Annotated in this window: 19 protein-coding genes and 4 pseudogenes; 10 read left to right on the top strand and 13 right to left on the bottom strand. The window is 68.3% G+C overall.

Features of this window, described 5'->3' with window-relative positions:
• Positions 1 to 2: 2 nt before the first annotated feature.
• From ACZ4RZ_RS35640 to ACZ4RZ_RS35630, 3 genes are all read left to right on the top strand, one after another.
• Complete coding sequence (locus tag ACZ4RZ_RS35640) at positions 3 to 971, top strand: carbohydrate ABC transporter permease (protein ID WP_467750987.1); 969 nt, start codon at positions 3 to 5, stop codon at positions 969 to 971.
• Entirely contained in the window at positions 968 to 1,843 is an 876-nt protein-coding gene (locus ACZ4RZ_RS35635) for a carbohydrate ABC transporter permease (RefSeq protein ID WP_467750985.1), read from the top strand. The genes ACZ4RZ_RS35640 and ACZ4RZ_RS35635 overlap by 4 nt, the downstream gene beginning before the upstream one ends.
• Positions 1,844 to 1,909: 66 nt before the next feature.
• The gene (locus ACZ4RZ_RS35630; protein WP_467750983.1) at positions 1,910 to 3,511 is read left to right on the top strand and encodes a glycoside hydrolase family 13 protein; all 1,602 of its coding nucleotides are present in this window, start codon (positions 1,910 to 1,912) and stop codon (positions 3,509 to 3,511) included.
• A gap of 46 nt (positions 3,512 to 3,557) precedes the next feature.
• Here ACZ4RZ_RS35630 and ACZ4RZ_RS35625 read toward each other — a convergent pair.
• A pseudogene (locus tag ACZ4RZ_RS35625) lies at positions 3,558 to 4,082 on the bottom strand (IS200/IS605 family accessory protein TnpB-related protein); the annotation flags it as partial.
• Positions 4,083 to 4,315: 233 nt separating this feature from the next.
• On the opposite strand from ACZ4RZ_RS35625, the gene ACZ4RZ_RS35620 reads away from it, so the two are divergent.
• A complete protein-coding gene (locus ACZ4RZ_RS35620) occupies positions 4,316 to 6,466 on the top strand; it encodes a discoidin domain-containing protein (protein ID WP_467750981.1) in 2,151 nt (716 codons plus the stop codon).
• On the opposite strand, the gene ACZ4RZ_RS35615 is transcribed toward ACZ4RZ_RS35620, so the two are convergent.
• Genes ACZ4RZ_RS35615 through ACZ4RZ_RS35600 form a run of 4 tightly spaced genes read right to left on the bottom strand, consistent with a single transcriptional unit; the run spans position 6,438 to position 9,821 of the window.
• Positions 6,438 to 7,244, bottom strand: coding sequence for an ABC transporter ATP-binding protein (locus tag ACZ4RZ_RS35615; protein WP_467750980.1), 807 nt, complete (start codon positions 7,242 to 7,244; stop codon positions 6,438 to 6,440). The genes ACZ4RZ_RS35620 and ACZ4RZ_RS35615 overlap by 29 nt on opposite strands.
• A 20-nt stretch (positions 7,245 to 7,264) precedes the next feature.
• The gene (locus ACZ4RZ_RS35610; RefSeq protein ID WP_467751148.1) at positions 7,265 to 8,044 is read right to left on the bottom strand and encodes an ABC transporter permease; all 780 of its coding nucleotides are present in this window, start codon (positions 8,042 to 8,044) and stop codon (positions 7,265 to 7,267) included.
• 35 nt (positions 8,045 to 8,079) lie between these two features.
• Complete coding sequence (locus tag ACZ4RZ_RS35605) at positions 8,080 to 8,853, bottom strand: ABC transporter permease (protein ID WP_467750979.1); 774 nt, start codon at positions 8,851 to 8,853, stop codon at positions 8,080 to 8,082.
• The gene (locus ACZ4RZ_RS35600; RefSeq protein WP_467750977.1) at positions 8,850 to 9,821 is read right to left on the bottom strand and encodes an ABC transporter substrate-binding protein; all 972 of its coding nucleotides are present in this window, start codon (positions 9,819 to 9,821) and stop codon (positions 8,850 to 8,852) included. The genes ACZ4RZ_RS35605 and ACZ4RZ_RS35600 overlap by 4 nt, the downstream gene beginning before the upstream one ends.
• A gap of 187 nt (positions 9,822 to 10,008) precedes the next feature.
• On the opposite strand from ACZ4RZ_RS35600, the gene ACZ4RZ_RS35595 reads away from it, so the two are divergent.
• On the top strand, positions 10,009 to 10,833 hold the full coding sequence (locus ACZ4RZ_RS35595; RefSeq protein WP_467750976.1) for an IclR family transcriptional regulator domain-containing protein: 825 nt from the start codon (positions 10,009 to 10,011) through the stop codon (positions 10,831 to 10,833).
• Here the strand turns inward: ACZ4RZ_RS35595 and ACZ4RZ_RS35590 are convergent.
• Genes ACZ4RZ_RS35590 through ACZ4RZ_RS35580 form a run of 3 tightly spaced genes read right to left on the bottom strand, consistent with a single transcriptional unit; the run spans position 10,784 to position 12,965 of the window.
• On the bottom strand, positions 10,784 to 11,722 hold the full coding sequence (locus tag ACZ4RZ_RS35590; RefSeq protein WP_467750975.1) for a PDR/VanB family oxidoreductase: 939 nt from the start codon (positions 11,720 to 11,722) through the stop codon (positions 10,784 to 10,786). The two genes, ACZ4RZ_RS35595 and ACZ4RZ_RS35590, sit on opposite strands and share 50 nt — an antisense overlap.
• Positions 11,719 to 11,904, bottom strand: coding sequence for a hypothetical protein (locus ACZ4RZ_RS35585; RefSeq protein WP_467750974.1), 186 nt, complete (start codon positions 11,902 to 11,904; stop codon positions 11,719 to 11,721). The genes ACZ4RZ_RS35590 and ACZ4RZ_RS35585 overlap by 4 nt, the downstream gene beginning before the upstream one ends.
• Positions 11,901 to 12,965, bottom strand: a complete 1,065-nt coding sequence (locus ACZ4RZ_RS35580; RefSeq protein ID WP_467750972.1) for an aromatic ring-hydroxylating dioxygenase subunit alpha — start codon at positions 12,963 to 12,965, stop codon at positions 11,901 to 11,903. The genes ACZ4RZ_RS35585 and ACZ4RZ_RS35580 overlap by 4 nt, the downstream gene beginning before the upstream one ends.
• 1,324 nt (positions 12,966 to 14,289) lie before the next feature.
• Between ACZ4RZ_RS35580 and ACZ4RZ_RS35575 the strand changes: the two genes are divergently transcribed.
• Positions 14,290 to 15,345, top strand: coding sequence for a PAS domain-containing protein (locus ACZ4RZ_RS35575; protein WP_467750971.1), 1,056 nt, complete (start codon positions 14,290 to 14,292; stop codon positions 15,343 to 15,345).
• Entirely contained in the window at positions 15,342 to 16,682 is a 1,341-nt protein-coding gene (locus ACZ4RZ_RS35570) for a SpoIIE family protein phosphatase (RefSeq protein WP_467750970.1), read from the top strand. Before ACZ4RZ_RS35575 ends, ACZ4RZ_RS35570 begins: the two co-directional genes overlap by 4 nt.
• A gap of 9 nt (positions 16,683 to 16,691) precedes the next feature.
• Here the strand turns inward: ACZ4RZ_RS35570 and ACZ4RZ_RS35565 are convergent, their stop codons facing one another.
• The 3 genes and pseudogenes from ACZ4RZ_RS35565 to ACZ4RZ_RS35555 all read right to left on the bottom strand — a co-directional run.
• Entirely contained in the window at positions 16,692 to 17,384 is a 693-nt protein-coding gene (locus ACZ4RZ_RS35565) for an arginase family protein (RefSeq protein ID WP_467751147.1), read from the bottom strand.
• Positions 17,353 to 18,204: pseudogene (locus ACZ4RZ_RS35560) on the bottom strand (IS5 family transposase). Before ACZ4RZ_RS35560 ends, ACZ4RZ_RS35565 begins: the two are co-directional and overlap by 32 nt.
• Positions 18,205 to 18,258: 54 nt before the next feature.
• Positions 18,259 to 18,651: pseudogene (locus ACZ4RZ_RS35555) on the bottom strand (transposase); the annotation flags it as partial.
• A gap of 236 nt (positions 18,652 to 18,887) precedes the next feature.
• Here ACZ4RZ_RS35555 and ACZ4RZ_RS35550 point away from each other — a divergent pair.
• Both ACZ4RZ_RS35550 and ACZ4RZ_RS35545 read left to right on the top strand, forming a co-directional pair.
• Positions 18,888 to 20,003 (top strand): CE1758 family FMN-dependent luciferase-like monooxygenase, encoded by a 1,116-nt coding sequence (locus tag ACZ4RZ_RS35550; protein WP_467750969.1) that lies wholly within the window; start codon positions 18,888 to 18,890, stop codon positions 20,001 to 20,003.
• A 327-nt stretch (positions 20,004 to 20,330) separates the two neighbouring features.
• Positions 20,331 to 21,277, top strand: a pseudogene (locus tag ACZ4RZ_RS35545) (LLM class flavin-dependent oxidoreductase).
• Here the strand turns inward: ACZ4RZ_RS35545 and ACZ4RZ_RS35540 are convergent.
• The gene (locus ACZ4RZ_RS35540) at positions 21,271 to 21,732 is read right to left on the bottom strand and encodes a MarR family winged helix-turn-helix transcriptional regulator (protein WP_467750968.1); all 462 of its coding nucleotides are present in this window, start codon (positions 21,730 to 21,732) and stop codon (positions 21,271 to 21,273) included. The pseudogene ACZ4RZ_RS35545 and the gene ACZ4RZ_RS35540 sit on opposite strands and share 7 nt — an antisense overlap.
• A 104-nt stretch (positions 21,733 to 21,836) precedes the next feature.
• On the opposite strand from ACZ4RZ_RS35540, the gene ACZ4RZ_RS35535 reads away from it, so the two are divergent.
• Entirely contained in the window at positions 21,837 to 22,928 is a 1,092-nt protein-coding gene (locus ACZ4RZ_RS35535) for an alkene reductase (RefSeq protein WP_467750967.1), read from the top strand.
• Between the two features lie 534 nt (positions 22,929 to 23,462).
• Here ACZ4RZ_RS35535 and ACZ4RZ_RS35530 read toward each other — a convergent pair.
• On the bottom strand, positions 23,463 to 23,828 hold the full coding sequence (locus tag ACZ4RZ_RS35530) for an ISL3 family transposase (protein WP_467751146.1): 366 nt from the start codon (positions 23,826 to 23,828) through the stop codon (positions 23,463 to 23,465).
• Positions 23,829 to 24,071: the final 243 nt, after the last annotated feature.

Raw genomic sequence — 24,071 nt, 5'->3', positions numbered from 1 at the left:
TCATGAAGACCGCATCGAAGCCCGCAGCACTCCCTCCGGCCGCCCTGGGCGCGCCGGAGGTGCCGCGGTCGGCCGGGCGCCGGACCGGGGGCCCATGGCGCCGGCGCCTGGCCGACCAATCCCGCGCGTACGCATTCCTCATCGGCGGCCTGCTCTGCTTCGCCCTGTTCTCCTGGTATCCGGCGATCCGCGCGGTCGTGATCGCCTTCCAGAAGTACACGCCGGGCTCGGGCGGCGAGTGGGTCGGCACCGCCAACTTCACCCGCGTCTTCCACGACCCGGAGTTCACCGCCGCCTGGCGCAACACGCTCACCTTCACGCTCCTCGCCCTGCTCATCGGCTTCGCCGTCCCCTTCGTGACGGCGCTGGTGCTCAATGAACTGAGGCACGCGAAGGCCTTCTTCAGAGTCGTGGTCTATCTGCCGGTGATGATCCCTCCGGTGGTCAGCGCCCTGCTGTGGAAGTGGTTCTACGATCCCGGAGCGGGCCTCGCCAACGAGGCGCTGCGCTTCCTGCACCTGCCCACCTCGAACTGGTCCAACGGCGCCGACACCGCCCTCGTCTCCCTGGTCATCGTCGCGACCTGGGCCAACCTCGGCGGCACGGTCCTCATCTACCTCGCAGCGCTGCAGAGCATCCCCGGAGAGCTGTACGAGGCGGCCGAGCTGGACGGCGCGAACCTCTGGCAGCGCATCCGCCATGTGACGATTCCGCAGACCCGCTTCATCATCCTCATGCTGATGCTGCTGCAGATCATCGCCACCATGCAGGTCTTCACCGAACCGTTCGTGATCACCGGCGGCGGCCCCGAGAACGCGACCGTGACGGTCCTGTACCTGATCTACAAGTACGCCTTCCTCTACAACGACTTCGGCGGCGCCTGCGCCCTCAGCGTGATGCTGCTCGTCCTGCTCAGCGCCTTCTCCGCGCTCTATCTGCGGCTGACCCGATCCACAGGAGAGGACTCGTGAGTACGCGCACACTCGTCTCACCGCTCGCGCTCGCCCGCCCCCGCGGCAAGGCCGTCTACTGGACCGTCTTCACGGGCGTCGTCCTGCTCTTCGCGCTCGCTTTCCTCTTCCCCGTCTACTGGATGGTGACCGGCGCCATGAAGTCGCCGGACGAGGTCACCCGCACACCCCCGACCCTGGTGCCCCAGCACTGGAGCCTCAGCGGCTACACCGACGCCTGGGACCTGATGGACCTGCCCACCCATCTGTGGAACACGGTCGTGCAGGCCACCGGGGCCTGGATACTCCAGCTCGTCCTCTGCACGGCCGCCGCGTACGCCCTCTCCAAGCTGAAGCCGGCCTTCGGGAAGCTGATCCTCGGCGGCATCCTCGCCACGCTGATGGTCCCCGCGCAGGCTTTGGTGGTCCCGAAGTACCTGACTGTCGCCGATCTCCCGCTGATCCACACCAGTCTGCTCAACGACCCGCTCGGCATCTGGCTGCCCGCCGTGGCCAACGCCTTCAACCTCTATCTCCTCAAACGCTTCTTCGACCAGATCCCGCGCGACGTCCTGGAGGCCGCCGAGATCGACGGCGCCGGACGGCTGCGCACGCTGTGGTCGATCGTGCTGCCCATGTCCCGGCCCGTGCTCGGCGTCGTGTCGATCTTCGCCCTGGTCGCCGTCTGGCAGGACTTCCTGTGGCCGTTGATGGTCTTCTCCGACACCGACAAGCAGCCCATCAGCGTGGCACTCGTCCAGCTGTCCCAGAACATCCAGCTGACCGTGCTCATCGCCGCGATGGTGATCGCGAGCATCCCCATGGTCGTGATGTTCCTGGTGTTCCAGCGGCACATCATCGCCGGGATCAGCGCGGGCAGCACCAAGGGCTGACAGCGCGAAGGGCCTACGGCACCCCCTCCGGCTGACGGCACTCCCTCTACGTGAAAGGCAGACACCGTGGGACAGCCTTCCCCTGCCCGCACTCAGGGCGAATGGTGGCGCTCCGCCGTCATCTACCAGGTGTACGTCCGCAGCTTCGCGGACGGCGACGGAGACGGCACCGGCGACCTCGCGGGCGTCCGCGCCAAACTCCCGTACCTCGCCGAACTCGGCGTGGACGCCCTGTGGTTCAACCCCTGGTATCTCTCGCCCATGGCCGACGGCGGCTACGACGTCGCCGACTACCGCGCGATCGACCCGGCTTTCGGGACGCTCGCCGAGGCGGAGAAACTCATCGCCGAGGCGCGGGAACTGGGCATCCGCACCCTCGTCGACATCGTGCCGAACCACGTCTCCGACCAACACCCGTGGTTCCAGGCTGCCTTGGCCGGAGGTCCCGAGCGCGAACTCTTCCACTTCCGTCCCGGACGCGGCGCGCACGGTGAACTCCCGCCCAACGACTGGCCGTCCCAGTTCGCCGGCTCCGCCGAACCCGTCTGGACCCGGCTGCCCGACGGCGACTGGTACCTCCACCTGTTCACACCCGAGCAGCCCGACCTCAACTGGGCACATCCGGCCGTCCGCCAGGAGCACGAGGACGTCCTGCGCTTCTGGTTCGAGCGGGGTGTCGCGGGCGTCCGCATCGACTCGGCCGCGCTGCTCGCCAAGGACCCCGCCCTGCCCGACTTCGTCGAGGGCCGCGATCCGCACCCGTACGTGGACCGTGACGAGCTCCACGACATCTACCGCTCCTGGCGCGCGGTCGCCGACGCCTACGACGGCATCTTCGTCGGCGAGGTCTGGCTCCCTGACAGCGAGCGCTTCGCCCGCTATCTGCGCTCCGACGAACTGCACACCGCCTTCAACTTCTCTTTTCTGTCCTGCCCTTGGGACGCCGGGCGGCTGCGTACGTCGATCGACGAGACCCTCGCCGAGCACGCACCGGTGGGCGCGCCCGCCACCTGGGTGCTGTGCAACCACGACGTGACCCGCACGGTCACCCGCTACGGCCGGACGGACACCGGCTTCGACTTCACCACGAAGGCCTTCGGCACACCGACCGACCTCGCTCTCGGCACCCGTCGGGCGCGGGCCGCCGCTCTGCTCTCGCTCGCGCTGCCCGGTTCCGTCTACGTCTACCAGGGCGAGGAACTCGGCCTGCCCGAAGTGGAGTTGCCGCCCGGCAGCATCCAGGACCCGATGCACTTCCGTTCCGGGGGGACGGACCCGGGCCGCGACGGCTGCCGGGTTCCGCTGCCGTGGGCGGCCGCGGCACCCCACGCCGGATTCGGGGGCGAGCCCTGGCTTCCGCAGCCCGCCGACTGGCCCGCGTACGCCGCCGACGGCCAGGCCGGCGACCCCGACTCGATGCTCAGGCTCTACCGCGAGGCGCTCCGCATCCGCCGCACCGAGCCGGGCTTCGGCGACGGTCCGCTCAGCTGGCTGCCCGCCCCCGACGGCGTCCTCGTCTTCGCCCGCACGGACGGACTGCGCTGCGCGGTGAACCTCTCCGACACTCCGGCCGAACTTCCCGAGCACTCCCGACTCCTGCTCGCCAGCGGCCCTTTGGACGCCGAGGGGCGGCTTCCCCAGGACACGGCGGCCTGGCTGCGCGCCTGACACCGCGGCCCGGCCGCCGCACCAACCCGCTATCCCGGCACCGTTCCTACAGACTGAGTGGGAGTGAGTCCTGTTGCCAGAACCCATGCTCAGCCGGACGCCCCGAACGGTGTTGGGCGTTCTGGTTCCCCGCATTCGCTCCGCTGCCGGACGGCACGCATCTGGTGCGTGGTCCGGGGATGCGGGGGCGGGGTTCCTCGCGCCTGCGGGTCTCCTCTGCGGCCTGGGCGGTCCGATGCCCCGCACGATCTCTCTGGTCGTGTGGGGGCGGTGCCGTCCGTCGCCGGATCGGGTGTCCGAGGGCGCGTCGCCCGATCGCGATGCTCGCCGCATCGTGCCGGGAAACTTTGCGGGTGCTGCTGGTGAGAGGCTGCTGCCAGTGCTGGGCGCCCCAGCGGGAGGTGTAAGCGGGGTCGACCGCGACGACCGCTACGTTCTGCTCGGCGGCCATCGCCACCAGCCGGGCCTTGAGTTTCGCGGTGGGGAAGCGGGAGATGAGGCGGCGGAAGCGTTTGTTGCGGCCGTGCTTCTCCCGGCACCGTCCGTCGGTGAAGTCGAGGTCTTCGATCGCCGCCACCTCCCGCAGACCACCCACCCCGTCACCCCCGTCCGGTGCCGCACCATCGTGTCACCCCGACCAACGAACCCCACCCGCAAAGGTCACACATTCGACGAACAAACGTCCTCCACCGCGGCACCAGCGCTCACTCATGCTCGCGAAACCGCACTCCTGATCGGCCAAGTGGCAGCAGTTCCCAACCCCCACACGAAAGGGATCAGCACATGTCCAGATCTGTCAGGCGCATGCCAGCAGCAGCGGCCGCGGTGGCCGCCTCCCTCGCCGCGGGCATGCTCAGCGCCACCACCGCCCACGCCGCGGTGACGGCTGCCGGCGCCGACCTGCCCTTCACCTCGGTGGAGGCCGAGTCCGCCACCTTCACGGGCACGAAGATCGGCCCCGACTACACCCAGGGCACCCTCGCCTCGGAGGCCTCCGGGCGACAGGCCGTACGGCTGAGCGCGGGCCAGCGCGTCGAGTTCACCGTGCCACGCGCCTCCAACGCGGTGAACGTCTCCTACAGCGTCCCCGACGGCCAGTCGGGCACGCTGGACGTCTACGTCAACGGCGTCAAGCTCGCCAAGACGCTCACCGTCACCTCCAAGTACTCCTACGTCGACACCTCCTGGATCGCCGGCGCCAAGACCCACCACTTCTTCGACGACGCCCGGCTGTTGCTCGGCCAGAACGTGCAGGCGGGCGACAAGGTCGCCTTCCAGGCGGCCAGCGCCCAAGTCACCGTCGACGTCGCCGACTTCGAGCAGGTGGCCACCGCCGCGACCCGGCCCGCGGGGTCGGTGTCCGTCACCGACAAGGGCGCCGATCCCAGCGGCCAGGGCGACTCCACGCAGGCCTTCCGGGACGCGATCTCCGCCGCGCAAGGGGGAGTCGTGTGGATCCCGCCGGGCGATTACAAGGTGACGTCTTCGCTCAGCGGTGTCCAGAACGTCACGCTGCAAGGTGCCGGAAGCTGGTACTCCGTCGTCCACACCTCGCGCTTCATCGACCAGACCGGCTCGTCGGGCGGCGTGCACCTCAAGGACTTCGCCGTCATCGGTGAGGTCACCGAACGCGTCGATTCCAACCCGGACAACTTCGTCAACGGCTCACTGGGACCGAACTCCAGCGTCTCCGGGATGTGGCTCCAGCACCTCAAGGTGGGCCTCTGGCTGACCGGCAACAACGACAACCTCGTGGTCGAGAACAACCGCATCCTCGACACCACCGCCGACGGCCTCAACCTCAACGGCAACGCGCGTGGTGTCCGCGTCCGGAACAACTTCCTGCGCAACAACGGCGACGACGCGCTCGCCATGTGGTCGCTGTATGCGCCGGACACCAACAGCAGCTTCGAGAACAACACCATCACCCAGCCGAACCTCGCCAACGGCATAGCGATCTACGGCGGCACCGACATCGCCGTGAACAACAACCTGGTCTCCGACACCAACGCCCTCGGCAGCGGCATCGCGATCTCCAACCAGAAGTTCCTCGACCCCTTCTCCCCGCTCGCCGGGACCATCACCGTCTCCGGGAACACCCTCGTCCGTGCGGGCGCGATGAACCCCAACTGGAATCACCCGATGGGCGCGCTGCGCGTCGACTCGTACGACAGCGCCATCGAGGCGACCGTCAACATCACGGGGACGACGGTCAGCGACAGCCCGTACAGCGCCTTCGAGTTCGTGTCGGGCGGCGGTCACGGCTACGCGACGAAGAACATCACCGTCGACGGCGCCACGGTCAACAAGGTCGGCACGGTCGTCGTCCAGGCCGAGTCGCAGGGCGCGGCGAAGTTCAGCAATGTCCAGGCGACCGGCGTGGGCGCGGCGGGCATGTACAACTGCCCGTACCCGACCGGCTCCGGCACCTTCACGCTGACGAACGGCGGCGGCAACTCCGGCTGGGACACGACCTGGGCCGACTGCTCCACCTGGCCGCAGCCCGGCTCCGGGAACCCCGACCCCGATCCGGCCCGCAACCTCGCCAAGGGCCGCCCGGCCACCGCCACCGGCTCGCAGGACATCTACACCCCGGGCAAGGCCGTCGACGGCGACGCGAACACCTACTGGGAGTCCACCAACAACGCCTTCCCACAGGCCTGGACGGTCGATCTGGGCTCGGCCCTGGCTGCCCGCCGCCTCGTGCTCAAGCTACCGCCCGCCGCCGCCTGGGGGGCGCGCACACAGACCCTCTCGGTCCTGGGCAGCACGGACGGTTCGGCGTACTCGACGGTCGTGGCCTCCAAGGACTACCGCTTCGACCCGGCCACCGGGAACACGGTCGCGGTGACCCTGCCCGGCGGAACGAACCTGCGCTACCTGCGGCTGAACGTGACCGCCAACACCGGCTGGCCGGCGGCCCAGTTCAGTGAGGTGGAGGCGTATCTGTCCTGATGCCCGAGGTCGTCCCGCGCTTCGCCGCCTGGATCTGCTCGTACACATGGGTCCGCAGCTCGGCGAAGCGCGGGGTGACCCGAGTGTGCAACTGGTCGCGCTCGTCGGGCAGATCGACCTTCAACTGCTCCTGTACGACGGTGGGGGAGGCGGAGAGGATCAGCACCCGCTCGCCCAGGTAGACGGCCTCGTCGATGTCGTGGGTCACGAACAGGATCGTGATCCCGCGCTGCCGCCACAGCCCGCGCACCAGGTCCTCCAGATCGGCGCGCGTCTGCGCGTCGACCGCCGCGAACGGCTCGTCCATCAGCAGCACATCGGGCTCGTACGCCAGCGCGCGGGCGATGGCGACACGCTGCTGCATCCCGCCGGACAGCTGCCAGGGATGGGCCCCCGCGGCATCCGTGAGCCCGACCGACTCCAACGCGTCCGCGACCAGCTCACGGCGCCGGGCCTTGCTCAATGGCTTCTGTTTCAAAGGCAGTTCGACGTTCTCCCGGACCCGCATCCAGGGGAACAGGCTCCGCCCGTACTCCTGGAACACGAAGGCCATGCCCGGCGGCGGCCCGCTGACCCGGCGGCCTGCCAGCGACACCTCTCCCGCGGTCGGTGTCAGCAGCCCGCCCACGCACTTCAGCAGCGTGGTCTTGCCGCAGCCCGACGGGCCGACGAGACAGACGAGTTCGCCCGCCTCCACGGTGAAGGTGAGGTCTCGTACCGCCTCCACCCGGCGCCCGGAACCTTCGTAGACCTTCTTCAGGCCACGTACGTCGAGCATGGACCGTCCTTTCGCGAGCTTCACGGGGACCGCCTGGAGGACGCGCGCAAGCCGTGGTACCAGCCGAGCACCCGGCGCTCGATCAGCTGGAAGACGACCGAGAGAAGGAAGCCGAGCAGGCCCAGGACGAGGATCCCGGTCCACATGTCGGGGATCGCGAAGCCGCGCTGGAACTGGACGATGGTGAAGCCGAGGCCGTTGCTGGCCGCGAACATCTCGCTGATGACCATCAGGATGATGCCGATGGACAGTGCCTGGCGCAGGCCCGCGAAGATCTGCGGGCTCGCCGAGCGCAGGACCAGGCTGCGCAGCCGGGCGACTCCGGTGATGCCGTACGAGCGTGCCGTCTCGGACATCACGGAGTCGACCGCGCGCACGCCCTCGACCGTGTTGAGCAGGATCGGCCAGACGCAGCCGCTCGCGATCACGGCGATCTTCATGGTGTCGCCGATGCCCGCGAACAGCATGATGACGGGGACGAGGACCGGTGGCGGGACCGCGCGCAGGAATTCCAGGACCGGTTCGCACACGGCCCGCACCTTGCGGTACGAGCCGATGACCGTGCCCAGTGCCACGCCTACGACGGCCGCCGCCGCGTACCCGCCGAGCAGCCGCTCCATGCTGGGCAGCAGGTCGGCGCGCAGCCGCTCGCCCGTCCAGACGTCCGGGAACGTCTTCAGGATCGTGCGCAGGGGCGGCCAGTACACGTTCGTACTGCCGTCGGAGGCGAGCCACCAGCCCAGGAGGAGCAGGGCGGGCAGGCCGACGACGAAGAGCAGCCGCAGCAGGGCGCGCCGCACGGCGCCACGCCGCGGGTTGCCCGGTTCTTCGCGCTTCACACCGTCACCTCCCCGCGCACCGACTGGTGCCAGGCCAGCGCCCGCCGCTCCACCGTGCGGGCGCCCACGTTGATCAGCAGCCCGAGCAGGCCGGTGACCACGATCAGCGCGTACATCTCGGGCACGGCCTGCGAGGTCTGGGCGACCGCGATGCGCGCGCCCAACCCCGGTGCGCCGATGACGAGTTCGGCGGTGATGGTGAGGATGAGGGCGACCGCGGCGGCCAGCCGGACGCCCGTCATGACGTACGGCAGAGCCGTGGGCCAGAGCACGTGACGGACGCGCGCCCAGGTGCCGAGGCCGTATGAGCGGGCCGTCTCGTCGGCGACCGGGTCGACGTCCTGGACGCCGTACATGACCTGGATGAGGACCTGCCAGAAGGACGCGTAGACGACGAGGAGGAGCACGGAGCGCAGTTCGGTGCCGTAGAGGAGGACGGCGAGAGGGATCAGAGCGACCGAGGGGATCGGGCGGAGGAACTCGATCGTCGAGGCGGTCGCCTCGCGCAGGTGGGGCACGACCGAGATCACGACGCCGACCAGGATTCCGGCGCTCACCGCGATCGCCAGGCCGAGCGCCCAGCCGGTGAGGGTGTCGCCGAGGGCGGTCCAGAAGGCGTGGTCGGTGACTTCCTGTCCCAACGCGTCGGCGATACGGCTGGTCGGCGGGAAGTAGTCCTCCTTGACCAGGCCGAGCCGCGGCACCGTCTCGCCCAGCGCGAGGAAGGCCGCGAGCCCGGCCGCACCCAGTGCGGCGTTCGCACCCCTCACGGGAGCAGCTTGTCCAGATCGGGCGTCGACTTGAAGAGCCCGTCCTGCCGGCCCAGTTTCTCCAGCGCCTCGATGGACGCGCGGTTCGCTTCGGCCGGCCATTTCGGCAGGGTCACCTTCGCCAGCACCGCCGCCGGGATCTTCGTGTACGTGGTGACGATCTGCCGGACCTCGTCCGGGTGGGCGTCGGCGTAGGCGAGGGACTCCGCGGTGGCCTCCTGGAACTTCTTCACCACGTCCGGGTTCTTCTGCGCGTACTGCGTCGAGGTGAAGTACATCGCGACGGTGAGGTCCTTGGCGACGTCGACCAGGGACGAGGCGATCTCCGTGCCGCCCTGGCTCTTGACGGTGGCGAGCGCGGGCTCGACCACCATGGCGGCGTCGATCTGTCCGTTGCCGAGGGCGGCGGGCATCTGGTCGAAGGCGAGCTCGACGAACTTCACCTTCGACGGGTCGCCGCCCGCCTTGCGCACCGACTCGCGGACCGCGGTCTCATTGATGTTCTTCAGGGTGTTGACGGCGACCTTCTTCCCCTCGAGGTCCTTCGCCGACTTGATGGAGCTGCCCTTCTTCACCGTGATGGCGCCGAAGTCCTTGCCTGCCACGCCCGTTGAGGCGACGCCGTTGGCGATGGCCCTCACGGGCACGTTGTTGGACTGGGCGATCATCAGCGAGGTCATGTTGGAGAAGCCGAACTGGAACTGGCCGCTGACCACGCCCGGCACGATCGCCGCGCCGCCCTGCGCGGTCGTCATGGACAGCTTCAGGCCACGCTTGCTGTAGAAGCCCTTCGCCTGGCCCAGATAGAGGGGGGCGACATCGACGATGGGGATGATCCCCACCTTGACCGTGGTGGTACCGCCGGACGACGCGTTCTTGTCCGAGGCGCCACCGCCGTCGGACGAGCCACAGGCCGACACGGCGACCAGAAAGGCTCCGGCCGCGAGAACGGCGAGCAGACGACGCATGGCTCCTCCTGTGCAGACGACAGTGTTCCGACAGGTGTGCGCACACCGCACAATGGTGCTCAGCGCGAAGGTAGGGCCCGCGTCTGGCGGGGTCAATGCCTTTGGCTAACAATATTGTTGACAGTTATCGAAGCGCACTCCCGGCCTGACCGGAGAACGCGCTCCGTACGTCCACCTGGAGGCGACGATGCCTGCGGCAGCCCGCGCGCCCCACTTCGTCCGGTCCTTCGAACGCGGCCTCGCCGTCATCCGCGTCTTCGGCGCTGACCACCCGGAACTGACGCTCAGTGAGGTCGCGCGCGCCTGCGACCTGACCCGCGCGGCGGCCCGTCGCTTCCTGCTGACCCTCGTCGACCTCGGATACGTCCACACGGACGGCCGGATGTTCCGGCTCACCCCGCGCGTGCTGGAGCTCGGCTACGCCTACCTCTCCGGCAGCACACTGCCGGAACTCGCCCAACCGCATCTGGAGCAACTCGCTGTCCTGGTGGGGGAGTCGTCCTCGCTCTGCCTCCTCGATGGCGACGACATCGTGTACGTGGCGCGCGTGCCCACCTGCCGCATCATGACCGCGAGCATCACCGTCGGCACGCGCTTCCCGGCCCATGTCACCTCCGTGGGCCGGGTGATCCTCGCCCATCTGCCGGACGAGGAGGTGGACGCCCGGCTCGCCCGCGCCGAACTGCGGCCCCTGACGGCGCGCACCATTGTCTCGGCCGAGCTGCTCAAAGCGGAACTGAGCCGCGTACGCCGTCAGGGGTACGCCATCGTCGACCAGGAGCTGGAGGAGGGGCTGCGCTCGGTCGCCGCCCCGGTGCGGGACCGGGACGGCGAGGTGGTGGCGGCGGTGAACATCCCGGTGCACGCGAGCCGCAACTCCGTGGCGTCCGTACGCCGCGATCTGCTGCCCCACCTGCTGGCGACCGTGGCCCGCATCGAGGCGGACCTCCGGGACCTCCGGCTCACAGGTCCAGCACGAGCCGCTTCCCGAGACAGCGGGACACGCAGATGAGCATCGTCTCGCCCGCCTCCCGCTCCTCGTCCGTGAGCACCGAGTCCCGGTGGTCCGGGGTCCCTTCGAGGACGTCCGTCTCGCAGGTCCCGCAGGTGCCCTCGGTGCAGGAGTAGAGCACCTCGACACCGGCGGCCCGCACGGTGTCGAGGACGGAGACGCCGGCGGGGACGGTCACCGTGCGGCCGGTGCGCTCCAGCACGACCTCGAACTCGCCGTCCTGGCCGCTCTCCTGGACCTTCGGCTGAAACCGCTCGACGTGCAGCAGCCCGCTCGGGCACATCTCCTCCACCGCGTCCAGCAGGGGGCCGGGACCGCAGCAGTAGACGAGCGTGCCCCCGGGGACCTCCGCGAGCACGGACGCCAGGTCCAGCAGCCCCGTCTCGTCCTGGGGAGCGATCCGCACCCGGTCCCCGTAGCGGCGGCTCAACTCCTCGGCGAATGCCATGGATTGGCGCGTCCGACCGCCGTACAGCAGCGTCCACTCCGCGCCCGCCGCCTGCGCCGCGGCCAGCATCGGCAGGATCGGTGTGATGCCGATGCCGCCCGCGATGAAGCGGTAGCCGGGCGCGGGCCGGAGGCCGAAGTGGTTGCGCGGACCGCGTACCCGGACCTTGTCGCCCTGGCCCAACTGCTCGTGCACGTACGAGGATCCACCGCGCCCGTCCGGCTCCCGCAGCACCGCGATCCGCCACGCACGACGTTCCGACGGGTCACCGCACAGCGAGTACTGCCGCTCCAGGCCCGGCCCGAGCACGACGTCGATGTGGGCGCCCGGCTCCCAGGAGGGGAGTTCCTCGCCGAGCGGGTGGCGCAGGGTCAGGGCGAGCACGCCGTCGGCCGCGGACTCCCGCCGCCCGACGACGAGTTCGGCTTCGTAGGAGGTCATGAACTGCGTCCTTGCGGTGCGTGTCCTTCGGGTGTGTGGCCTTCGGGGTGGGCGAGCATCCACTCCCACATCTCGATCGGGTCCTGGGCGGTGTGCTCGGCGCCGCAGTGGCAGGTGCCGTGCAGGATGTCGGTGCCCGGGAGCCAGTCGACGCGGTAGACCTCGCCGGTCGGGCTCGTCACTGGACCTTCTCCATCGGCTTGTCGCCCTCCTCGACCAGACGCGCGAGGATGCGTCGGGCGGCGAGACCTCCGGTGTCGATGTTGATGCTCAGCTCCTGGTAGCCGGTGCGCTCGGTGCCCAGCGTCTTCTGCAGCAGGTTGAGCGCGTCGACGTCCTGCATCACGACGGTGTGGTTGAAGTCCCGCAGGAACGTGGTGACTTCCTCGTCGTCGCGGGCGAAGTCCCGGGAGACCGCCCAGAAGTCGTACACCGTGCCGTCGCCGGACGGCGTGATCGCGTACGTGATCTCGGTGTGGAAGGCGTTCGGGTCGGTGCCGTCCGCCTCGGGCAGCACACCGACCGGTGCGATGCGGCTGTGCAGCAGATACAGGCACGGGGCGAAGTACTCGATGTCCTGCCAGCGCGTGATGCGGCCCTCGATGCCCGTCGAACGGGCGTAGAACGGCGGACACTCGGCGTCGTCCATGTGCCGGCTGACCCGCACGATGCCCGCGCCCTCGTCGACCTCGGTGCTGATCGGCGTCTCGGCGACCTCGGGCGTGCCGATGTAACCGCCGTGCAGATAGGTCTCGTGGGAGAGGTCCAGCAGGTTGTCGACGAGGAGGCCGTAGTCGGCGTCGATGGGCTCCATGCCGGACACCGTGGTCCAGTCCGGCGAGTCCATGTGCCGGGCCCGCGGGATGGCCCCCGGGTCGGCGAGGGCCGGGTCGCCGACCCAGACCCAGACGAACGAGTCCAGCTCGACGACCGGGTACGAGGCCACACGCGCCGTGCGCGGTATCCGCTTCTGGCCGGGCACATACACGCAGGCGCCCGTCGTGTCGTACGTGAACCCGTGGTACCCACACACGATCCTGTCGCCGTCGAGCCGGCTCTCCGAGAGCGGGAAGCGGCGGTGCACGCAGCGGTCGGACAGGGCGACGGCCGTCCCGTCGTCCTCGGTGCGATAGAAGACGAGCGGTTCGCCGAGAATCGTCCGGCCAAGCAGCTCACGCCCGACCTCGCGTGAGTAGGCGGCGACGTACCACTGGTTTCTGGCAAAAGCGGTGATGTGCGGCATGGCAGTTCCCGTCCCTGTCGGCGGGGCGTCCTCGCCCCGCGTCCCGTGGTTGGAATCAGGGTCGTGAGGCTTGCACCGGCTCGGCAAGGCGGCTTCTGTCAGGCGGAAGAACTTCTGTAAAGAGGCTGGTCAGAGCCTTGTACTGTCAACCTCTGATCGCCAGAGTGGAGTGCCGCGTGGTGCGGCCATTCGGTTCGAGCTCGGGGGAGCCGGAGGCGGCGACGGCGAGCGCGACTACTCGCAGCGTGGCGTTAATCGCCCAACAATGTCCACTTAGTTTCAATTGTGAGACTCCTCTGTCGGCGGATGCTCGGTACAGCGGCAAGAATCAGCATCACTGCAGGTCAACTACTGTTCGTTTGGGAGTCTGGGGCCCCTCGGGGCGAATCCGGGTCGAATCCGCACCCTTTCAGACTGTTGAGCGTGTTGCCGCTGGTCAGGGTGGTATGAGGTCGCGTGCTGGTTCGCCTTGCGGATGGGGGTGGCGCGGCAAGCAGTCGGGCCGATGAGCCGCTGAAGAAGCACTGAGTGGCGGTGGTCGGCTGCCAGGGGCGGGGGCTGACCAGCGGATTCTTCGCTGCTGGTGGCGGTCGCCCTTCGTGATCATGTCCTGCGGAAATGTCTTCAGGCGGGACGGCTGATGCGTGACGGCTCGGGATTGATGGTTCCTGGCCGAAACCGTCCTGCCGAGCGTTTTAGGGGCCGTCCGGGAGCCGCGCGGTGGTCGGGCCATGTGGCAGAGGCCCCGCTGCCTCGCGCGGCAGCCGGCGCTCTCGCAACATCCGGTACACCACCGGAACTGCCATTCCTCGGCGCCGACATCAGCACAGCCTCGGTCGGCTCGCCGTCACCAACGCCGAACGGGAAAATCTTGGTACCTCGACGAGTTCACGGGTCCGCGAGGCCCCTTGAGTGGCGCTCATCCAAGTCCTGCTCTTGGCTGGGCAGTTGGGGGGCACACATCTTCTGTGTCAGATCGGCGCTGCCGCGCGGGGTGACAGACGCCCGTGCGCCCGCCGCGAACGGCGCAGTCTAGAAAGCACTGTGCTGTCACGGTTCACGACCCACCAAGGTTTGGTGAGGGCACCGGCGGCAACACCACCCGCTACTCGTCGCGACGCTTGATCACGCCTAAGCAGCCCACGGGAACCTGTTGGGGGGCAGACCTCCCTGCCGAGCAGCCCAGACAAGTTCGGGCGGCAGATACCAAACGGCTCAAGACCCAGCCGGGGTCGTCAGCAGTACAGTGATTCTGTCTGGGTGACTCCCGGATCACGCGCAGCACTGGGACGGGCAGATGACTCTCATCGGCTCTCACAACACCATGCCGGGCACGGACTACGATCCAGGCCCTGGCTGCCTGATGGCCGGGCGCGCGACCGCGGTACTGGACAGTCGGATGCGGTTTGTGGCCTGGAGCCGTGAAGCCGAGACCATGTTCGGCTACACGTCGGACGAGGTGCAGGGCCGCCCCGCCGCCGAGGTGCTGGGCGAGGTCGTGGCGGATGATGGTGCCCCTGCTGACGACCGTCCGCTCGGGGAACCGGCCCCGGCGGGAATCCGCGGAATCCGGCGGGTGCGCCAGCGCGATGGACGAACGGTGCCCGTGGCACTGAGCGTGCGCCCACTCGATCCGGCACAAACCGTCTGGCTCATGGTGGCGATGAACGTGGAATCGCTGCGTCAGTGCGCGATGGACCAGGCCATACTTGCCGGGCTGTTCCACCAGACACCCGTGACTCTGAGCGTCTACGACACCGACGCCCGGGTCGCCTGGATCAACACTGCGGTCGAAAAGCAGTTCGGCGTCACCTCGGACGAGGTCGCTGGGCGGCGCCTGCCGGAGGTCATACCGGACGGAGTGCTCCTCAGCGAGGAGGGTGAGACAGTCCTGGACGTCGAGGAGCCCATACGGAGGGCCCTGCACACCGGCGAGCCCGTGATCGACATCCGCTACCGGAGCACGCCCCAGTCGGACCCCCGTCATGAGCACGTCTGGTCGTTCTCCTACTTCCGTTTGCAGGACGACGCAGGCCGGCCGACCGGCGTCTGCGAGGTCGGGTTCGATGTCACCGACCGCTATGTGGCGCGCCGGCGTCTGGCTCTGCTGAGCCGGGCGACTGGCAGCATCGGCGGCACGCTGGACATCCGACAGACGGCCGAGGATCTGGCGCAGCTGGTGGTGCCCGAATTCGCGGACACGGTCACGGTGGACGTGCTCGAACCGGTGCTGAGCGGCCTGGAGCCTCCGCCCTACGACGGCACCGCGGAGCCGAGCCTGCGCCGGGTAGCCCTACGATCGTGCGATGCGACGCCCGGCGCCCGAGCAGCGGTGCCGGAGGTGAGGTTCGGCGCTGCCTGGCCGAGGGACTACCTGTGAGCGACCCCGTGACCGGCTCGCTCACTGCACCGCTGACGGCCCGGGGCGCCGTCCTCGGATTGGCGACCTTCGCCCGGGTCCCACCACGCGATGCCTTCGACGAAGAGGAAATCGCTCTCGCGTGGGAACTGGTCTCCCGTACCGCGGTGTGCCTGGACAACGCACGCCGGTACACCCTCGAACACGCGACTGCGCTGATGTTGCAGAAGGATCTTCTGCCACGCACGTTGCCTCAACCGACCGGAGTAGAGATCTCGCATCGCTACCTGCCCGCGGCGGGGCCAGTCGGTGTCGGCGGCGACTGGTACGACGTGATCCCGCTCTCCGGCGCGAGAGTGGGGCTGATCGTCGGCGACGTCGCAGGGCACGGCATGCGGGCCGCCGCCACCATGGGACGTCTGCGTACCACCGTGGCAGCTCTCGCGGCGCTCGACCTCGCACCGGACGAACTGCTCTCCCGTCTCGACGATCTCGTGGCCCGCACCGGGGCGCCCCAGCCGTTGGACGACGAGGACCAGGCACTGGGTGTGACCTGCCTCTACGCCGTCTACGACCCAGTCTCCCGGCACTGCGTCTTGGCACGGGCCGGGCATCCACCACCAGTCCTGGTCACGCATGACGGACACGCCAAGCTTGTGGACCTGCCGGCCGGTCCGCCCCTGGGCCTCGGCGGCCTGCCGTTCGAGAGCACTGACATCGAACTGCCCGAAGACAGCTTGCTGGCCCTCTTTACCGACGGGCTCGTCGAACGCCGCGACCAGGACGTCGACGCAGGCGTACAGGCCCTGTGCGACACGCTCTCGCGTTCGCGCGCCCAACTCCTGGAGCAGACTTGCGAGGAGGTCATCAGCACCCTGCTCCCCGTTCCACCTGACGACGACGCAGCTCTCCTCCTGGTGCGAGTGCACTCCCTCGACGAGCATCTGGTGGCGACGTGGGACATCCCCGCCGAGGCCGGCGAAGTGGCCCGCACCCGGTCCCTGGCTTGCGACAAACTCGCTGAATGGAACATGGAGGACGAGACGACCTTCGTCGTCGAACTCGTCGTCAGTGAACTGGTCACCAACGCCATCCGGTACGGCGGCGCACCAGTCCGTCTCCGTCTCATCCGAGAACATGGCCTGATCGTCGAGGTTTCAGACAGCGGCCACACGTCCCCCTACCTTCGACGGGCGGCCATGGAGGACGAAGGGGGACGAGGGCTTTTCCTCGTTGCGCAGCTCACTGAACGATGGGGTACCCGTTACACACCGTCCGGCAAGACGATCTGGACCGAGGTGTCGCGGGCACCGGGAGGACTACCAGGACTCGTGGCAGTCGAGGAACTCTCCCTGTGACGACCGGGATCAGTGTCCGTGGTGGTGTCCGCGGAGCCGGCCATTCGCGATGCGGGCGAGCTGCTCTTCAGCCTCCCGGCCGTGGAGCAGGGGTTCGCGTCGGTCCCAGGCGGTGCCCTCGCGTTGATCCTTGCGGCGCCGGGCGATCGCTGAGAGCGCCTCGAGAATGACGCGGTTGCCCAGCAGGGCGGTGACGTCGGCGTGGTCGAAGGGCGGAGAGACCTCTACGAGGTCGAGCCCCACCACGGGGAGTTCGTAGCACAGGCGACGCACAGCGTCGAGAAGTTGACGCGAGGAGAGGCCACCCGGTTCCGGCGTGCCGGTGCCAGGAGCGGAACCAGGGTCGACGACGTCGACGTCGATCGAGAGGAACACTCCTTCGCAGTCGTCCAGCGCGATACCCGACGCCTCGGTGAGACAGTCGTCGAGCCCTCGCTCGACGATCTCGGTCATCTCGAAGGAACGCAGTTTGTGCTGCGCCATCCATGCCAGAACCGGCTCGTCGGGCCAATATCCGCGGAGCCCGACCTGCAGGAAGCGATCGCCCCGAAGAGCCCCGGACTCGACCAGCCGACGCATCGGCGTGCCGTGGGCGACGAGCGAGCCGAACTGGATGTCTGCCGTGTCCGCGTGGGCGTCGAAGTGGAATTTAGACCGACCGGCAAATGGATCACTTGAGGCGGCGTGTGGTGCGACGCTGATCCCAGCGGTAGCGAATGGTGGCGTGGCGGATCAGCATGCGGAGCGTGACGAGTGCTGCGGCCAGGTGGAGGTAGAACTCGACGACGGTGCTGCTCTTCTCGGTGCAGCGTCGTAGCTTGCCTTAGCTGTTCATCCACGAGTGCGTTCGTTCCACGACCCACCGCTTGCCGGCCTGGATCGGGGCGAGCACGCCCTTACGGGCGATCTCACCGGTGAAGCCCAGCTCCCGGAGCAGAACGCGGGATGTGTTGCTGTCATAGCCCCGGTCGAGGTTGACGTTCACCTCGTCCGGCAGGGGCCCGACCTGGCCCATTGCTGCGTGGAGAGTCGGTCCGAGCAGGGGCGAGTCATGGCGGTTGGCTCCCGCCGCGACCAGGCCGAGCGGGACGCCGCGGGCATCAGTGGCGACCGAGCGTTTCAGGCCCTGTTTCCCGCGGTCCACCGGAGACCGGCCCGCACTCTGGCCGCCGCACGGGGCCTTGGTGATGCAACCGTCCACGGATATCTCGGACAGTTCCAGGCCGATCATCCGGTCGTACGCTTCCAGGGCGAGAACGTGCACCACTTCGGATATCCCCTGCTCAGCCCACTCTTTGACACGTCGACGGATGGTCCGGTCAGAGCATCCGGGGCTGGAGACCCGTTCGTAGCCCGAGCCATGGACCAAAGCGAGCACCACGTGCTCGAACACAGTCCGGTCGGAGACACGGCGGCGGTGGCAGCCAAGCGGGTGGCCCGCGGCGAACTCCTCCCGAGCAGGCAGGAGCGCCACAAACTGGTTCCAGAGGGGTTCGAGCAGGCAAGATGGCAGTGCGGGCACGGCTGTCCTTCGTGATCACTGAGCGTAGAGAACATCCCAATGAAGCCGTTGTTGTCAAACCGCGGGTGCAACACTCGGTTCGGATTGGTAGCACGCTCCGTCACGGATCATCGCCCAGAGGACGTTCACTCTCCGCCGTGCGAGCGCGATCAGGGCCTGCTTGTGCCCCTTGCCTTCGGCGCGCTTGCGGTCGTAGTAGGTCCGCGACGCTGGACAGGATTTGAGGCTCGCCATCGCCGACAGGTAGAACACCCGCAGCAGGCCGCGGTGGTAGCGCCGCGGGCGGTGGTGGTTGCCGCTGATGCGGCCGGAGTCGCGGGCAGCGGGGGCCACGCCTCCGTAGCCGGCAAGACGGTCGGCGCTCGCGAAGGCGGTCATGTGGCCGCCGGTGGCGGCGATGAACTCGGCACCGAGCTGAGTGCCCATTCCGGGCAGGCTGCAGATCACTCCAGTCCCTGTCGCCTGTTGCGGAGAGCGGGAACATCTTGCCAGCACCCCACGGTACTTGACCGGACAATCACTGCCATCTTGGGCCCGGCGTCCGCCGCTCATCAGGGCATATGGGGATTGGCGCCATGGTTTTCCCGGCCCGGGAACGTCCAGCGAGATTTAGTTGTTCGGACATCTATCGACGGTTATCCTGCCGCTCGACACGTTCAACGCAGTGAAGGAGGAAAGGCGAGATGCAGTTCGGTGTTTTCACCATCGGCGATGTCCGAGCTGACCCCGCTTCGGGTCAACCCATGGCCGAGCGGGATCGGCTGCGGATGATGACCCGCATCGCGATCAAGGCGGAGGAGGTCGGCTTCGACGTCTTCGCCACTGGCGAGCATCACAACCCGCCGTTCGTGGCATCGTCGCCGACGACTCTGCTCGGCTTCATCACCGCGCGGACCGAGCGGATCATCCTGTCCACGTCCACGACGCTGATCACGACCAACGACCCGGTGAAAATCGCTGAGGACTACGCGGTCCTGCAGCACCTCGCGGACGGGCGGGTGGACCTCATGATGGGCCGCGGCAACACCGGCCCGGTCTATCCGTGGTTCGGCAAGGACGTGCGCGAGGGAATACCCCTCGCCATCGAGAACTACGCCTTGTTGCACCGGTTGTGGCGAGATGACGTCGTCAACTGGGAGGGCAAGTTCCGCACTCCGTTGCAGGGCTTCACTTCCACGCCGCGCCCACTCGGGGGAGTGCCGCCCTTCGTCTGGCACGGTTCCGTCCGCAGTCCGGAGATCGCCGAACAAGCCGCGTACTACGGCGACGGATTCTTCGCCAACCACATCTTCTTCCCCCGGCAGCACTTCGTCGGCCTGGTGAATCTGTACAGGCAGCGCTTCGAGCACCACGGGCACGGTAGCGCTGATCAGGCGATAGTAGGCCTCGGCGGCCATGTGTTCATGCATCGCAACTCTCAGGAGGCCATGCGGGACTACCTCCCGTATTTCCGCAGCATACCCGTGTACAGCGGCACGTCTCTGGAGAACGCCATCGAGCAGACGCCCCTGACGGTCGGCAGCCCGCAGCAGGTCATCGACAAGACACTGTCCTTCCGAGACACCTTCGGCGACTACCAGCGCCAGCTGTTCAACCTTGATGCCGGCGGAGTGCCGGAGAAGAAGGTGCTGGAGCAACTCGACCTGTTCGGCGAAATCCTGCCTGTGCTCCGGCGAGAATTCGACGCCCGCCGCCCCACGCACATCCCGGACGGCCCCGTCCACCCCAACGTGGCAAGGCCTGTGCGGGCCAGAACGACCGGCCCTCAACGCCGTCTTGGCCGACAGAGCGAAACATGAGCCTCCGTAGCGCGTCTCGCACCCCCGTGGTTAGGCTCCAGTCAGCCCGAGCTGACGGTCGATGCCTGGTCTGACCGCGTTCGGACCGCCTGTCCGGGCGTCGACCCACCCTGAATACCCCCAACTGGAGTAAAAAACCCCGCTCGGTGGGCCTGGTGGTCTTCCCTCGCCCTCTCGCCGCCGACATCATCAGCGGCCAGACACTGTCGACCGTGGCATGGATATGGTCTGACCGGACTCAGCGCTCCTATGCAAGGAGAGTTTCATGCATGCCATGTCGCGGCGGACCGGAACGGGAGGCCCTGTGGCTGACCCCTCCGCTGCGCGGTGGCGGCCCTAGCCACAGCAGGCCGCCGCCCCGCCCTCGCCATCACAGCCCTGCCGCCGGCCCGCAGCGGCCGCAACTGCAGGAAGGGGGTGGGGCCGGTGAGTGCCCTTCGTCGCCCCGCCGAGTTCGGAGCCTTTATCACCCCGGCCGCCGCACATCCCCGCTCGCCCGTCGAGCTGGCGGTCCTCGCCGAACAGTCGGAGCTGGACCTGGTGACCTTCCAGGACCATCCATACCAGCCAGCGTTCCTCGACTCCTGGACATTGCTGTCATTCGTCGCTGCGCGCACCAGCCGGGTGACCCTGTCCTCAACGTCACGAACCTCCCGCTCCGCCTGCCCGCCATGCTCGCGCGGGCAGGCGCGTCCCTGGACCTGCTCTCCGGGGGGCGGTTCGCGCTGGCTCTTGGCTCAGGAGCATTCTGGGAGGGGATCGTCGGCATGGGCGGCCCCCGCCGAAGTCCCGCGCAGGCCGTCACAGCACTCGACGAGGCGGTCACTGTCGTCAGGCAACTGTGGGACACCGAGCAGCGAGTTGGAGCGCGCTTCGAGGGCGACTTCTATCGCCTCGCCGGCGCCAAGCGCGGCCCGGCTCCAGCCCACCGGATCCCGGTCTGGCTCGGTGCCTACAAGCCGCGCAGCCTCCGCCTCGTCGGCACACGCGCGGACGGCTGGCTGCCCACGCTGAGCTACCTCGATTCCCTGGACGCTGTCACCGAGGCGAACAAGCGCATCGACGATGCCGCAGTCGCTGCCGACCGCGACCCGGCGGCGATCCGCCGGATGCTGAACATCGGACCGGACCTTGCGCGTCCCGAGGCCCTGGCCGAGCTAGGCCTGGTGCGCGGCATCGACACCTTCATCCTGATGAGCGACGACCCCGATCTAATCCGCCGATACGGTGAGGAGATCGCCCCGGCCGCGCGGGCCCTGCTCGAAGCTCAGTGACTTACATCCGCCAGCACGGACTCCAGCAGGCCGAGGTTCGCCAGGATCTCAGCCTGCTGGGCTGCACTGAGACCTGTAGTGGTCAGCCGCTCCAGTTCCGCCCATGCACCGTCCACCTTCGCGCGCAGCGTCAGGCTGGCCTCCGTTGCCTCGACGATCACCGCACGGCCGTCCGTGGGCGACGGGCTGCGGCGTACGAGCCCCGCCTTTTCCATCCGGGAAATACTGCGGGCCATCGTCGGAGCGTCCGACTCGATCGCCTCGACCAGGTCGACCTGACGCTGCGGGCCGTGGTCCCACAGGACCATCAGCACTAGCTCCTGCCCCGGGTGCAGCCCGCTCTCCCGCAGCAGCTTGCCCGCGAGCGCCTTGTGAAGTCGGGCTACCCGGAAGATCGCGTGGCTGACCGCCCCCACCATCAGGGGCGTGACCTGCTCCGTTGCCTGTTCTCGCATGCCACGATCGTACTCTCGGGAAAAAAGTTGACCGGCCAAGGAATAGGCTTCCCAGAGTTAGTTGTTCGGCTAAGAGTCTGACCATTCTGAATCTTGGAGACCCCATGACCACCGCGTTCGAGCCCATGACCGCCGGCAGCCTGAAGCTGCGCAACCGGATCGTGATGGCACCGATGACCCGCAGCCGCGCCAACGGAACACTGCCCACGGCGGACACGGCCACCTACTACGCCCAGCGCGCGACCGCCGGGCTGGTCATCACCGAAGGCATCCAGCCGTCCGCGATCGGCCAGGGCTACCCGTTCACGCCCGGCCTGCACTCCGACGAGCAGGTCGCCGCGTGGCGGAAGGTGACCGACAGCGTGCACACGGCCGGCGGAACGCTCGTCGCGCAGCTCATGCACACCGGACGCATCGGCCACCCGAGCACCACGGAGGCCGTCGGCCACGGCGCTCTCACCCCAGTCGGCCCGTCCCCCGTCAAGGCGGCCGGCCAGATCTTCACGCCGACCGGGCTGCATGAGCACGTCGTTCCCGACGAGCTGACCGAGGAGCAGATCGCCGCAACCATCGCCGACTTTGCTAGCGCGGCCCGCAACGCCATCGCCGCCGGATTTGACGGCGTCGAGATCCACGGCGCCAACGGCTACCTCCTCCACCAGTTCCTGACCACCAACGCCAACCAGCGCACCGACCGCTGGGGCGGCTCACCCGAAAACCGGATCCGCTTCACGCTGGAAGTCGCCAAGGCCGTCGCAGCGGCCATCGGCGCCGACCGCACCGGCATCCGGCTCTCCCCGGCCAATGGCCTGGGCGACACCGCAGAGGACGACCACACCACGCTGTACCCCCTACTGGTCGCCGAGCTCGACAAGCTCGGACTCGCCTACCTCCACCTCGTCGAGGCAGGCGACCCCTCCCTGACGCCGGTACTCCGCGCTGCTTGGTCCGGCACATTCATCCTCAACCCCGCCGACGCCGACACCGCCGGACAGACGCGCCGGCTCGGCCTCGTCGACAACGGGAAGACCGACGCCGTCTCCTTCGCCCGCCTCTACATCTCCAACCCGGACCTGGTCGCCCGGCTCGCGGCTGACGCCGAGCTCGCCGAGCCCGACCTGAGCAAGGCCTACGGCGGCGACCACCAGGGCTACACCGACTACCCGTCCCTCACCGGCACGGTGCCGGTGCTCTGAACGACGCTCGGCAGAAAGGAACACGAGCCTGCGCGCCTACGCCCTGAACGTCGCCGGGCGCCCAAGGGCCTGGTCCTGACCGGCATACTGAGCCGAAGTGGGACCGGGCCATAGCAGGGTCGGCGTCGAGTGGATCGCCATCAACCCGCTCGAGCGGACGACCCGCCACGGATACCACGCCGAGCTGATGTCGCTGCTGCTGCCCGTTGCATCGGCAGCGACATCGCCGGAACCGCGATCAACTTGCGCTGGAGCTCTGCCAGTCCGGTCCCCGACTGGACCAGTCGGGTCCGGGGAATCGCACCGGGAGCTACTGAGGGATCAGTTCGGTGATGCGGTCGGCGACTTCCTGGTGCAGGGCGTCGCGCACGGTCCGTACGGCGGGGTGGGTAACCGCTTCCCGCCGCACAGCCAGCGTGATCGGGAGCCGGATGTCGACGTCGTCAGTCAGTAGCCGCCGTGGCTGGGCCCGATGGGTGGCTTTATCAGTGAGTCCCGGCTCTGGTTCACTTCGTGTGGTCCTGTAACGCACGGTCACGCCAATAGAACCCGCTTGCGGAGGAGTTCGAATCCTGCGTGGCCGAACATCTGGCGCTTGAGCATCTTGATCCTGTTGACATGGCCCTCCACGACGCCGGAGTTCCAGGGGAGGGTGAGACCGGCGGTGACGGCGTCGAGGTCGCGAAGGAGGTGCTGAGCGAAGTGGCGGAGGCTGGGCAGTTCGGTGGTGGCGCTGGCCGCTTCGATCCATTCGGGGAGTCGGTCGCCTTGCAGGTTGGTGAGCATGTGGGCGAAGGAGCGCACGTGCTCGGCGAGCGTCGTCAATTCGGGGCAGTTGGCCAAGGCGGTTTTGAGCTGGACCCAATCGCCTTCGGGTAGGGCGTCGGGGTGGGTGAGGATCCAGCGTGTGACGGCTCGGGCTGATGGCGGCCGGGGGCCGACCGGTTGGGGCTTGCCGCGAAGAGTCCTGCTGACGTAGTCACGGACGCTGGCGTAGCCCCGGGGATAGCCCTGTTCCTTGATCTCCTCCCACAGTTTCCAAGCATTCGTGCAGCCTTCCTGCCAACGCTGATCGAGGTAGACATCTCACGATGCCAAGTCGTCAAGCTGCTGCGGTCAGTTCGAGGGGGAAGGCGATGTGTT

The organism is Streptomyces sp. NPDC027189 (assembly GCF_055566975.1).
This window is presented reverse-complemented; position numbering and strand designations above follow the sequence as displayed.